Source organism: Enterobacteriaceae endosymbiont of Donacia versicolorea, from assembly GCF_012570965.1.
Classification (GTDB): Bacteria; Pseudomonadota; Gammaproteobacteria; order Enterobacterales; family Enterobacteriaceae.
The window spans coordinates 424,776-437,199 of record NZ_CP046214.1 but is presented as its reverse complement, the minus strand read 5'-3'; the positions used below and the strand labels follow the sequence as shown (position 1 = coordinate 437,199).

11 protein-coding genes are annotated in these 12,424 nt (G+C 18.3%); 3 read left to right on the top strand and 8 right to left on the bottom strand.

Going from position 1 to position 12,424, the window contains the following annotated elements:
* Window positions 1-9: 9 nt before the first annotated feature.
* The 5 genes from potC to argS form a co-directional block, all read right to left on the bottom strand.
* Window positions 10-810, bottom strand: coding sequence for a spermidine/putrescine ABC transporter permease PotC (gene potC, locus GJT89_RS02105; protein WP_168894883.1), 801 nt, complete (start codon window positions 808-810; stop codon window positions 10-12).
* Window positions 803-1,669 (bottom strand): spermidine/putrescine ABC transporter permease PotB, encoded by an 867-nt coding sequence (gene potB / locus GJT89_RS02100; RefSeq protein ID WP_168894882.1) that lies wholly within the window; start codon window positions 1,667-1,669, stop codon window positions 803-805. The genes potC and potB overlap by 8 nt, the downstream gene beginning before the upstream one ends.
* Entirely contained in the window at window positions 1,644-2,771 is a 1,128-nt protein-coding gene (gene potA, locus GJT89_RS02095) for a spermidine/putrescine ABC transporter ATP-binding protein PotA (protein ID WP_168894881.1), read from the bottom strand. The genes potB and potA overlap by 26 nt, the downstream gene beginning before the upstream one ends.
* Window positions 2,772-2,960: 189 nt before the next feature.
* On the bottom strand, window positions 2,961-4,082 hold the full coding sequence (gene mnmA / locus GJT89_RS02090; RefSeq protein WP_281351635.1) for a tRNA 2-thiouridine(34) synthase MnmA: 1,122 nt from the start codon (window positions 4,080-4,082) through the stop codon (window positions 2,961-2,963).
* Between the two features lie 73 nt (window positions 4,083-4,155).
* Window positions 4,156-5,886 carry an arginine--tRNA ligase gene (gene argS / locus GJT89_RS02085; RefSeq protein ID WP_168894879.1) on the bottom strand — a complete coding sequence of 577 codons (1,731 nt, stop codon included), beginning with the start codon at window positions 5,884-5,886 and terminating at the stop codon, window positions 4,156-4,158.
* Between the two features lie 663 nt (window positions 5,887-6,549).
* Here argS and aspS point away from each other — a divergent pair.
* The 3 genes from aspS to ruvC are packed head-to-tail and all read left to right on the top strand — an operon-like array spanning window position 6,550 to window position 9,540.
* Window positions 6,550-8,307 (top strand): aspartate--tRNA ligase, encoded by a 1,758-nt coding sequence (gene aspS / locus GJT89_RS02080; RefSeq protein WP_168894878.1) that lies wholly within the window; start codon window positions 6,550-6,552, stop codon window positions 8,305-8,307.
* A gap of 16 nt (window positions 8,308-8,323) precedes the next feature.
* Window positions 8,324-9,037 carry a YebC/PmpR family DNA-binding transcriptional regulator gene (locus GJT89_RS02075; RefSeq protein ID WP_168894877.1) on the top strand — a complete coding sequence of 238 codons (714 nt, stop codon included), beginning with the start codon at window positions 8,324-8,326 and terminating at the stop codon, window positions 9,035-9,037.
* A gap of 35 nt (window positions 9,038-9,072) precedes the next feature.
* The gene (gene ruvC / locus GJT89_RS02070; protein ID WP_168894876.1) at window positions 9,073-9,540 is read left to right on the top strand and encodes a crossover junction endodeoxyribonuclease RuvC; all 468 of its coding nucleotides are present in this window, start codon (window positions 9,073-9,075) and stop codon (window positions 9,538-9,540) included.
* A 119-nt stretch (window positions 9,541-9,659) separates the two neighbouring features.
* Here the strand turns inward: ruvC and crr are convergent, their stop codons facing one another.
* The 3 genes from crr to GJT89_RS02055 form a co-directional block, all read right to left on the bottom strand.
* The gene (crr, locus tag GJT89_RS02065) at window positions 9,660-10,172 is read right to left on the bottom strand and encodes a PTS glucose transporter subunit IIA (RefSeq protein WP_168894875.1); all 513 of its coding nucleotides are present in this window, start codon (window positions 10,170-10,172) and stop codon (window positions 9,660-9,662) included.
* Between the two features lie 12 nt (window positions 10,173-10,184).
* Window positions 10,185-11,912 (bottom strand): phosphoenolpyruvate-protein phosphotransferase PtsI, encoded by a 1,728-nt coding sequence (gene ptsI / locus GJT89_RS02060; protein ID WP_168894874.1) that lies wholly within the window; start codon window positions 11,910-11,912, stop codon window positions 10,185-10,187.
* Window positions 11,913-12,065: 153 nt separating this feature from the next.
* A complete protein-coding gene (locus GJT89_RS02055; RefSeq protein ID WP_168894873.1) occupies window positions 12,066-12,320 on the bottom strand; it encodes an HPr family phosphocarrier protein in 255 nt (84 codons plus the stop codon).
* Window positions 12,321-12,424 lie beyond the last annotated feature (104 nt).

The window sequence follows — 12,424 nt, the reverse complement described above, 5'->3', positions numbered from 1 at the left end:
ATAAAAAATTTAATCTACTAAAGAAGTAATTTGATTATATATTTTTGATTTTCCTAAAATAATTCTACTTAAAATAACTAAAAATAGAGATATAATTATTAATATAGTTGCTAAAACATTAATTTCTGGAGTTATTCCAATTTTAGCAAGTGAATAAATTTTTAATGGAAGTATTTCATATTCAGGTCCTGTAACAAATGTCGATATTGTTATGTCATCCATAGATAAAGCAAAACTTAATAACCAACTAGAAATAATCGCTGGAAATATCAAAGGAAATATAATTTTTGTTAAAATAATTATTTCACTGGCTCCTAGATCTTTTGCTGCTTCAACTATATGAATATCAAAATTTTTTAATCTAGAATAAATAGTGATTACTACATAAGGTAAACAAAAAGTAATATGTGAAAATAATAAAGACCAAAATCCTAGAGTAAAATTTAATATTATAAATAATAACAATAAAGAAATACCCATCACAATATCAGGAGATATGATTACTATATATAATAAAATACTTATAAATGATTTAATATAATCATTATAATAATATAATGATAAAGCTGTTAATAAACCAATAAAAGTTGTAAAAGTAGCAGTAATCATTCCAATAGATAAAGAATGATATGTAACTTCTAATAAAGAAGTATTATGTATAATTTCATGATACCATTTAGTACTAAATCCTTGCCATATTATTCCATAACGTGATGAATTAAAAGAATTTACAATTAAAAGAATAATTGGAATGTAAAACCAAAAATAAATTATATTTATATAAACGACTCTGAAAATATTTTTAAACATTATTTTGAAATTCCTTTTTATTTAAAAATTTTATAATTTTAAAATATAATATTAAAAAAAATCCAGTTAATAATGTTATTATTGTACTTGTTGCTGCTCCTAATGGCCAATCTCTAATATTAAGAAATTGATTTTTAATAATATTTCCTATTAATAAATTTTTAGATCCACCCATTAAATCAGAAATATAAAATAATCCCATACTAGGTAAAAAAACTAATAAACAACCAGCAATAATTCCTGGAATAGTTAAAGGAATAATGATATAAAAAAAAATTTTCCATAATGGAGCTCCTAAATCTTTAGCTGCTTCTATATAAAATTTATCTAATTTTTCAATACTAGAATATATTGGAACTATCATAAAAGGTAATAAAATATATATTAATCCTAAAATTACTGCTGTAGGAGTATATATTATATGAATAGGATTATGAATTATTTTAAAATAAAGTAAAATATAATTTAACCATCCATTAATTCCTAGAAATATTTTTAAACAGTATATTCTAATTAAAGAATTAACCCAAAATGGTAAAAATAAAAAAAATAACATTAAAGATCTTTTTTTAGCAGATATTTCTGTTAAACACCATGCAAATGGATATCCTATTAAAAGACAAATAATCGTAGTAATAAATGAAATAAATAAAGAATTTATAAAAACTTTAATATATAAAAAATTTAATAATTTTAAATAATTATTAAAAGAAAATTTAAATAAAATTAAATTATAATTATCTTTTTTTAAAAAACTAATAATAATTATTATTATATTAGGTAAAAATATAAATAATAATAACCAACTAATAATAAAAAAAAACATAATTTTTTTAATATATTCCATTATTTTTTTCATAAGGTAAAATAACCTCCCATGTCTTAACCCAATTTATTAACATTTTTTGATTAATAAAATGATCTACATCAGGATCATTTTCGTTAAAAAATTCACTTACGGTAATAATTTTCCCATTTTTAAGTTTTAAAATAGATTCTAATGTCATTCCTTTATAATTTTTTTCTTTTATATAACCAATAAGTCCTTTTTCTGAATTAATATCATTATGAATTTCTTTAATTTTTAAATCTTCTGGTCTTAATAAAACATGAATTTTTTCTCCAGGTAAAATAGGAAATGGAACTTTAAGATTACATATATAACCTTCTAAATTTACTTGTACTTTATAATTATTTAATTGTTTAATAATAACAGCATCAAAAATATTAATATCACCTATAAATTTAGCAACAAAAAGATTTTTTGGTTCTTCATATATTTCTTTAGGAGTCCCTTGTTGTTCAATTTTTCCATTTTTTATTAAGATAATACGGTCTGATATACTTAAAGCTTCCTCTTGATTATGCGTAACTAATATAAAAGTAATACCTAATTTTCTTTGTAATGCTTTTAGTTCATTTTGCATCTTTTTACGTAATCTATAATCTAAAGCTGATAATGATTCATCTAATAATAATATTCTAGGTTTATTAATTACTGCTCTTGCTATAGCAACTCTTTGCTGTTGTCCCCCGGATAATTCATGAGGTTTTCTATTTATAAATTTTTGTAATTGAACCATATCTAATATTTTTTTAACTTTTTTTGTGATTTCTCTATTTGTCTTTTTTTGCATTTTTAATCCAAAAGCTATATTATCAAAAACAGACATATGAGGAAATAAAGCATAATTTTGAAAAACAGTATTTATTTGTCTTTTTTCTGCTGGAACTTTTGTTATTTCTTTTTGATTTAATATAATAGAACCACTATCTACTTTTTCTAAACCTGCTATTAAACGAATGATTGTTGTTTTTCCACAACCAGAAGGTCCTAATAAAGTAATAAATTCTCCATCATTTATATTTAAATTTAAATTAGAAATAATTTTTTTTCCTAAAAAAGATTTATTTATATTATTAAGATTAATTAATACATTTTTAAAATGTTTTTTTTTCATAAAAATGCTCTAATTAAATATTAATTTATACTTAATACATATTACTAATATAAACTAATTCATAAAATTAAATTTTATAATTACTAATTTTTACAAATTAAAATTAAATTTTTAATAATTTTTTATTTTTATATAAAAAAAATAAAAAATCTATTTTTTATTAGAATAAATTTTAAAAATATAATAAAATTAAACAACTGAAATTCCTTTTTCTATAATACCTCCTCCTAAACAAATATCTTCAGAATAAAATACTGCAGATTGTCCTGGAGTAATACTAAATATAGGATAATTAAAATATACTTTAATTTTATTATTTTTTAAAATAAAAATTTTACATTTAACTTCCTTTTGTCTATATCTTGTTTTAAGAGTATATGTTTTTGAAACATCTGGATAATTATTATTAATCCAACTTATTTTTTTTAATATTAATCCAATAAAATATAAATATAAATTTTTTCTATTTTGTACGACAACTAAAGTATTTTTTTTGATATTTTTTTTATAGACATACCATGGTTTATTACCATAATATAAAGATCCTCCTAAACCAATTCTTTTTCTTTGTCCTATAGTATAATGTATTAATCCTTTATGTATACCAATAATATTACCATTAATGTCAATTATATTACCTTTTTTAGAAGGTAAATATTTACTTAAAAAATTAGTAATATTTTTTTCTCCTATAAAACAAATTCCTGTTGAATCTTTTTTTCTAGCATTAATAAATTTAAATTTTCTAGCAAAATATCTTACTTCTGTTTTTTTTAAACCTCCCATAGGAAATAAAATTTTTTTTAATTGTTTTTCTTTTATTGTATATAAAAAATAACTTTGATCTTTATTTTTATCTATTCCTTTTAATAAGGAATACTGATTTTTAATTTTTTTACAACGAACATAATGACCAGTACTAATAAAATCTGCACCTAAATTTTTAAAAGCAAAATTCATAAAATATTTAAATTTAATTATTTTATTACATAATATATCAGGATTTGGTGTATAACCTTTTTTATATTCAGAAAGAAATTTTTTAAAAACAAAATCCCAATATTCAGTTGCAAAATTAATTTTATGTAAAATAATATTTAATTTTTTACAAATATGTTCTACATAAAATAAATCTTTTTTAATATTACAATTATTTGTTATATCATCTTCTTCCCAATTTTTCATAAATAATGCTTCTACTTGATAATTTTGTTTTTTTAATAACCAAGCAGAAAAAGAAGAATCTATACCTCCTGACATTGCAATTATTACTTTTTTTTTAAACATATAATTTTTAAAAAAATTTTTTATAAATATAAAATAATTTTATTATATATTATTATTTATTAAATAAATAATATTTTTATTATTAATAATACATTTTTTACATTTTTTTTACAGTTTTTATACCTAATAAAAATAATCCTTTTTTTATAAATAAAGAAGTTAAAAAAACAATTTTTAATCTACTTATTTTTAATAAGTTATCTTTTAAATTTAAAATTTTACAATTTTCATAAAATATAGAAAATAATACTGAAATTTTATATAACCAATTACATAATAAATGTGGTGTACCTTTTTTAACTATTTTTAAAATTATTTCTTCAAAATCTAAAAATGTTATAGCAAGTTTAAATTCATAATGATTTATAAATTTCATTTCTAAATTTAATAAATTATTAAAATTTATATCAATTTTACTTAAAATTGATTGTGCTCTAACATAAGCATATTGAATGTATAATGATGTATTACCATCTAAAGATAACATATCATTCCAACTAAAAATATAATTATTCATTCTATTTTTAGACAAATCTGCATATTTAAGAGCTCCTATACCGATGATATGAGATAATTTTTCTAATTCATTTTTTCTTATAGAAGGATTTTTTTTAATAATTATTTTTTTAGATCTTGTAATAGATTCATTTATTAAATGATCTAATTTTATATTTTTTCCTTCTCTTGTTTTAAAAGGTTTTCTATGTTTATTTAATATCATTCCAAACATATGATGTTCTAATTTTATATTAGAAGGAACATAATGAGCTTTTTTTACTATTTTGAAAATTTGATTTAAATATTGATTTTGACGAGAATCTACGTAATAAATAATACGATTTGCTTTAAAATTTTTATAACGATACTTAATACAAGCAATATCAATTGTTGCATATAAATATGCGCCATCACTTTTTTGTATAATTACAGCCATTAATTTACCTTGTTTATTTTTTAATCCTTTAATAGGGATAATAACAGTTTTATTATTCTCAACAGCTATTCCTTTTTTTTTCAAATCTATAATTAGATCTGGTAACATATCATTATATGTGCTTTCACCCATAGTATCTTTAGAAGATAATTCTACATTTAATTTTTTATATAAAAGATAATTATGATTCATAGTAATATTTACTATTTTTTCCCATATTTGCAAACAAAAAGGGTCTTTTTTTTGTAATTTAACTACATAAGACCTAGATTTTATTGCAAATTTTGTATCTTCAGAATATCTTTTACGTGCTTTTTTATATAATTGATCTATATCAGATATTAAAATGTTATTTTCTTTTTTTTCAGAATCTAAAAAAGCAATAAGCATTCCAAAATGAGTACCCCAATCACCAATATGATTAACTTTAGTAACATTATATCCAGCAAATAATAAAATTTTTACCATAGAATCACCTATTATTGTAGATCTTAAATGACCTACATGCATTTCTTTTGCTATATTAGGACTAGAATAGTCTACAATAATATTTTCAGATATAATTTTTTGTGTTAATCCTAGTTTTTTAGAAATAAATAATAAATTTATTTGTTTTGATAACCATTTTTTTTTAATAAAAAGATTAATAAATCCTAATTTAGATATTGTAATTTTAGATAAAAAATTTTTTAAATCTAAAAATTTAACTACTTTATTTGCTAAATCATTAGGTTTTTTTTTTAAATAAATGGCTGCTGATATAATACCATTAATTTGATAATGTCCTAATTCTACTTTTTTACATGGACGTAATATTACATTATATTGAGATGGTATACCTGCTTTTATCATTGATTTATGAATTTTTTTTGAAAGAATTTTTTTTATATTCATATATGACCTATTTTAAAATTAGTCTAAATATTTTATTAATTTATAAATAATAAATTTCATTTCTTTAAAAAATTTTATATTTAATATTTTAATTATAATTAAAGAAATTATAATATATAAATTACTATAACTAATATTTTTTTAAAATAATCTAAATATAATTTTATAATATAAAAATAAATTATTTAATTTTTTATAATTAAATATTTAAATTAATTATTATTAATAATATTACATTATATTATTTTATTATGAAAATTTTGTTTAGTAATACAAATAGAATATAATTCTATATTTATTTAAAAAAAATTTTTAATAAATTTAACATAAGTATATATTTTATATCATTAAATATAATCTTAAAAATATTTAATAAAATTTATTTTTTATAATATTTTTAATATATTTAGTTATATTTTTTAAAAAAATTTTAATTATATAATACAATTAAAAATATTATGATTAATTTTTAATTTATTTTAAATAAATTTATTTAATTCAGTCTTTTTGTTTAAAATATATAAAGTAATATATTTATTATTAAATATAATTTATAAATAAATATAATTATTAATTATTATAATTAAATATAATTTTATTACATAATAAAATTATTATTTGTTATAAAATTAATATATTAATTTTTTTAAAAAGGTTTAATAAATGAAAAATAAAATTTATTGTGGTCATATTGATAAAAAATATATTAATAAAGAAATAATTATTTATGGATGGGTAGATAGTTACCGAAATTTAGGAAAATTAATTTTTGTGAATATAAAAGATAGAGAAGGGATAATTCAAGCTGTTTTTAAACCTAAATATATAATTGCCTATAAAATAGCAACTAAATTACGTAATAATTTCTGTGTTAAAATTAAAGGAATAATAAATGAAAGAAAAGAAAAAAATAAAAATTTTAATTTATTTACTGGAGAAATAGAAATTATTGTATTTGATATATATATATTTAGTAAATCTAAACCATTACCTATTGACATAAATATTGTAAATACAGAAGAAACTAGATTAAAATATCGATATTTAGATTTAAGACAAAAAAAAATGGTTAATATAATAAAATTAAGATCAAAAATAATTTATTATGTTAGAAATTTTTTAGAAAAAAATCAATTTTTAAATATTGAAACTCCTATATTAACAAATATAACTCCAGAAGGATCTAGAAATTATTTGGTACCAAGTAGAATACATAAACATAATTTTTATGCATTACCTCAATCGCCACAAATATTTAAACAATTATTAATGATCGCAGGATTAGATAGATATTATCAAATAGCAAAATGTTTTCGTGATGAAGATTTAAGATCAGATCGTCAACCTGAATTTACTCAAATTGATATAGAAGTATCTTTTATAAAATCAAAAAAATTTCGATCTTTTATAGAAGAAATAATATTTTATTTATGGAAAAATATTAATAATGTATTATTACATGATTTTAAAATTTTAACTTATAATGAATCAATGAAATTTTTTGGAACTGATAAACCTGATTTAAGAAATAAATTAAAACTTATAAATTTAACTAATTTTTTTATAAAAAAAAATAAAATGAAAAATAAAAATAGAATAATTTCTATTTTACTTAAAAATAAATATTTAAATAATATAAAAATAAAAGATTTAAAAAAATATCAACATTATTTAAAAAAATATGGTACAAAAGATTTAAATATATATCAAGTTTATAATACTAAATTAATTAATATATTAAATAATAAAAAAAATTTTTTCTCTAAAGATTTAAATAAAGAAAAAATACAACATATTATTTATAAAAGTAATGCTAATAATAATGATATCATTTTTATTGGTACAGAAGTAATAGATGGTAATATTTCATCTATGGGATTATTAAGAAAAAAATTAGCAAAAGACTTTAATTTAATTAATAATAATAAATTATCTTTATTATGGATTATAGATTTTCCATTATTTAAAAAAAATAAAATAGGAAATTTAGTTTCAGTACATCATCCTTTTACATCTCCTAAAAAATCTTTTTTACAAAATATATTACAAAATAAAAATCTTGAAGAAGTTTTATCAGATTCATATGATTTAATAATTAATGGTTATGAAATAGGTAGTGGTTCTTCTAGAATATATGATTCTAAAATACAAAAAAAAATATTTAGTATTCTTAAAATTAAAAAATTAACTCAACAAAAAAATTTTGGTTTTTTTCTTAAATCTTTAAAATTTGGAACACCACCACATATAGGAATAGCCTTAGGTCTAGATCGATTAGTTATGTTATTAACTAATACCAATAATATTCGTGATGTAATTGCTTTTCCTAAAAGTACTTCAGCAACATGTCTCTTAACACAATCTCCTAATATTATTAATGATAATATTTTAAAAGAATTAGGATTAACATATATAAAATAAAAAAGGATAGTTTTTTATGTCAGGACATAATAAATGGTCTAATACACGTTATCGAAAAAAAATACAAGATAATAAAAAAAGTAAAATTTTTTCAAAAATCATTAAGGAATTAAATTCTGCTGTAAAAATAGGACAAGGAATAAATCCAAAATATAATTCTAAATTACGTTTAGTTATAGAAAAAGCATTATCATATAATATAAATCGTTTAACTATTAATAATTTTTTACAAAAAAATACAAAAAAAGAAAAAAATAATAAATTAAAAGAAATTTTTTATGAAGGATATGGTCCGAATAATGTTGCATTAATGATAGAATGTTTAACTGATAATAATAATAGAACTGTATCTTTTATACGTTATATTTTAAATAAAATAGGAGGTAATTTACACAAAAATGGTACAGTAAATTATATGTTTAAAAAACAAATACATATAACATATATATCTAACTCAGAAAATATTATAAATATTGCTGAAAAATTTAATGCACATGATATTATTTTTAATAAAAAAAATATTAAAATAATTTTTACACAAAAAAAATATAAATTTTTTACTAAACAAATAAAAAAATTTAAAATAAAACCTATTAAAACAGAATTAATAGTAAAACCATTATTTAAAAAAAAAATAAGTATTTTTATAAAAGAAAAATTAATGAATTTATTTTTTTTATCTAAAACATGTAAAGATATTAAAAATATTTATCATAATGCTGATATATAATAAATATTATATTATTTAAAAAAAAAGATTATATTATGACGATAATTTTAGGTATTGATCCTGGTTCTATAGTAACAGGATATGGTTTAATTAGAAAATATGGGAAAAAAATAATTTATATTGATAGTGGATGTATAATTTTAAAAATAAAAGATTTTCCTACAAGATTAAAAATTATTTATAATAAGGTAAGTCAAATAATAAATAAATTTAAACCAGACAGTTTTGTTATAGAACAAATTTTTATGGCTAAAAATGCAGATTCTGCTTTAAAATTAGGACATGCAAGAAGTGCTGCTATAGTATCTGCTGTTAATCATAATCTTCCTGTTTTTGAATATTCAGCAAGTAAAGTAAAAATGACTGTTGTTGGTGTAGGAAATGCTAAAAAAAAACAAGTACAAGATATGGTTTTTATGTTATTAAAACTACCTAATTACCCTAAAACAGATGCTGCTGATGCGTTAGCAATTGCTATTACACATAGCCGTATTTTTTTATAAAAAGTAATAATTATATAAAAACTATTTTTTAATAAACAATTTTTTAAAAAGTATAATATACTATATTTTTTAATAATTTTTATTATTAAAAAATATTTTTTTGTAAGATTAAAATCTTATTAATTATAAATTTTTAATATAGGATCAATACCGGCAATAACTTTACCTATATATTTTTTTAATTTAGTAATTTTTTCAATATTAGAAATTACTACTGGAGTTAAGATAGATTTAGTATTTTTTTTTAAAAAATCTAAATCTAATTCAATAATAATTTCTCCTTTTTTAACTATATTAAGATTATTTTCAATAAAATTAAATTTTCTTTTAAATCCCTTACCTTTTAAATTTACCGTATCAATTCCAAAATGAACGAATAATTCTATATTATTTTTAGTTTTTATAGAAAATGCATGGTTAGTTTCAAATATTTTACCAATAAAACCATCAACTGGAGAAACTATTAAATTTTCTTTAGGATCAATAGCAATACCATCTCCTACTATTTTATCTGAAAATACAATATCAGGAACTTTTTCTATATCTATTATATTTCCTGTGATAGGAGCAAATATTTTAGTAATATTAATTTTTTTATGTTTTTTTTTAAAAAAACTAGAAAAAATATTCATATTTATTATCTCTTAATAAAGATTAATTTTTTTGTTAAATTCTAATAATAAATTATTAATGTTTTTAACATTAGACTGTAATAAAATATTATTAGCTAATTCTATTGCTTGTTTCATTTTTATTTTACAAATAATATTTTTAATTTTTGGAATAGAAATAGCACTCATACTAAATTCATTTAATCCCATTCCCAATAATACAGGGATAAAGTATTCATCACTTGCCAATTCACCACACATTCCTGTCCATTTTCCTTCTGAATGTGAAGCATCTATAACTTTTTTTATTAAATAAAATATAGCAGGATGCATTGGATTATATAAATGTGAAATGAGATCATTACCACGATCTACAGCTAATGTATATTGTACTAAATCATTAGTTCCGATACTAAAAAAATCAATTTCTTTTATTAAATGATTAGCTATTATAGCAGAAGCAGGAGTTTCTACCATTATTCCTATAGGAATATTTTTATTAAAATCATATTTTTTATTTTGTAATTGTTTTTTCAAAAAATTTAATTCTTCTTTTAAAAAAAGAACTTCTTCTACTGATATTATCATAGGGAACATGATATGTAATTTACCAAAAATAGATGCTCTTAATAAAGCTCTTAATTGAGTATGTAAAACATCTTTACGATCTATACTAATTCTAATAGCTCGATATCCTAAAAATGGATTTTCTTCTTTAGGTAAGTTCATATAAGGTATTTTTTTATCTCCACCAATATCCATTGTTCTAATAATAACAGATTTTCCACTCATATTTTTTGTTACATTTTTATAAACATGAAATTGTTCTTCTTCAGTAGGAAAAGAATTTCGATTCATAAACAAAAATTCTGTACGATATAATCCTACACCATCAGCACCATTTTTAATAATACTTTTTAATTCTTTTAATGAACCTATATTAGCACAAACTTTAATTTTATAATTATCTTTAGTTATAGCAGGTAAAATACATGTTTTTTTAAGTTTATTTTTTTCTATTATATATTGATTATATATTATTTGATTTTTTTTAATTATTTCATTTGACGGATTAATAAATATTTTATTATTAATACTATCTAAAATAATATAATCATTAGTTTTAACTTTTGTAGTTATATTACCAGTACCTACAATAGCAGGTATTTCTAATGAACGAGCCATTATAGCAGTATGAGAAGTTTTACTCCCTAAATCAGTAATAAAACCTAAAATTTTTTTTAAATTTAATTGAGCAGTTTCTGAAGGTGTAAGATCTTTTGCAATTAAAATTACTTGATTATCTATTTTATCTAAATTTCTAGTATTCAAACCTAAAATATTTTTTATTAAACGATTTCCTATATCTTTAATATCAATAACTCTTTCTTTTAAATATTTATCATTTAAATTTTTTAATATTTTTATTTGTGATTTTATTACTGAATTTACTGCATTATCCGCTGATAAAAAATTTTTTTTTATTAAAGATAAAACTTCCTTAATCATTTCTTCATCTTGTAATAAAAGAATATGACCATCAAAAATTGATAACTTATCAGAATTAAATTTTTTAAATGAATTTTTTTTTATATATTCTAGTTGTTTGATAGATTCTTTTTGTCCATGAAAAAATTTTTTAATTTCTAAATCTATTTGATTACTATTAATTTTATTACAATTAATAATAATATTATCCATTTTTAATAAAAAAGCTTTACCAAAAGAAATACCAGGAGAAGCTGAAATTCCTGAAATCATATATTTTACCTCTATTATTAGATAATAATTTTTTCTATTAAGTTTTAAGAATAAATTAAATTTTTTTTATAAAAAATTAATAATTTAATATTATTGGATAAAAAATAATAATTTTACAAATTATAAATATTTTTATAAAAATAAAAAATTAGTTTATAATTTTTGAATTATATTTATTAAATGTTTCATTGCATTATCTTCATCTTTTCCTGAAATTTTTAAAATAATTGAAGTACCTTTAGTTAATCCTAAAGTTTGTATTTTAAATAAACTTTTAGCATTAACTGTTTTTTTATTAGAAGTAATTGTAATATCTGATATAAAATTTTTTGCTTCTTTTACAAAAATTGCTGCGGGACGTGTATGAAGACCATTTCTACTATTGATAATAATTTCTTTTTCTAACATTATTGTGTCCTAAAATTTAATATATTTTATAATATTTATTATTATAACAAATTAATATTTATTTAATTTATAAAAAATTAAAAATAATTTATTATTAATAATAA

What these genes read in the sequence shown, in the direction of transcription:
- potC (WP_168894883.1), bottom strand. Translation starts at nt 810, where the DNA reads ATGTTTAAAAATATTTTCAGAGTCGTTTATATAAATATAATTTATTTT.
- potB (WP_168894882.1), bottom strand. Translation starts at nt 1,669, where the DNA reads ATGAAAAAAATAATGGAATATATTAAAAAAATTATGTTTTTTTTTATT.
- potA (WP_168894881.1), bottom strand. Translation starts at nt 2,771, where the DNA reads ATGAAAAAAAAACATTTTAAAAATGTATTAATTAATCTTAATAATATA.
- argS (WP_168894879.1), bottom strand. Translation starts at nt 5,886, where the DNA reads ATGAATATAAAAAAAATTCTTTCAAAAAAAATTCATAAATCAATGATA.
- aspS (WP_168894878.1), top strand. Translation starts at nt 6,550, where the DNA reads ATGAAAAATAAAATTTATTGTGGTCATATTGATAAAAAATATATTAAT.
- GJT89_RS02075 (WP_168894877.1), top strand. Translation starts at nt 8,324, where the DNA reads ATGTCAGGACATAATAAATGGTCTAATACACGTTATCGAAAAAAAATA.
- ruvC (WP_168894876.1), top strand. Translation starts at nt 9,073, where the DNA reads ATGACGATAATTTTAGGTATTGATCCTGGTTCTATAGTAACAGGATAT.
- crr (WP_168894875.1), bottom strand. Translation starts at nt 10,172, where the DNA reads ATGAATATTTTTTCTAGTTTTTTTAAAAAAAAACATAAAAAAATTAAT.
- ptsI (WP_168894874.1), bottom strand. Translation starts at nt 11,912, where the DNA reads ATGATTTCAGGAATTTCAGCTTCTCCTGGTATTTCTTTTGGTAAAGCT.
- GJT89_RS02055 (WP_168894873.1), bottom strand. Translation starts at nt 12,320, where the DNA reads ATGTTAGAAAAAGAAATTATTATCAATAGTAGAAATGGTCTTCATACA.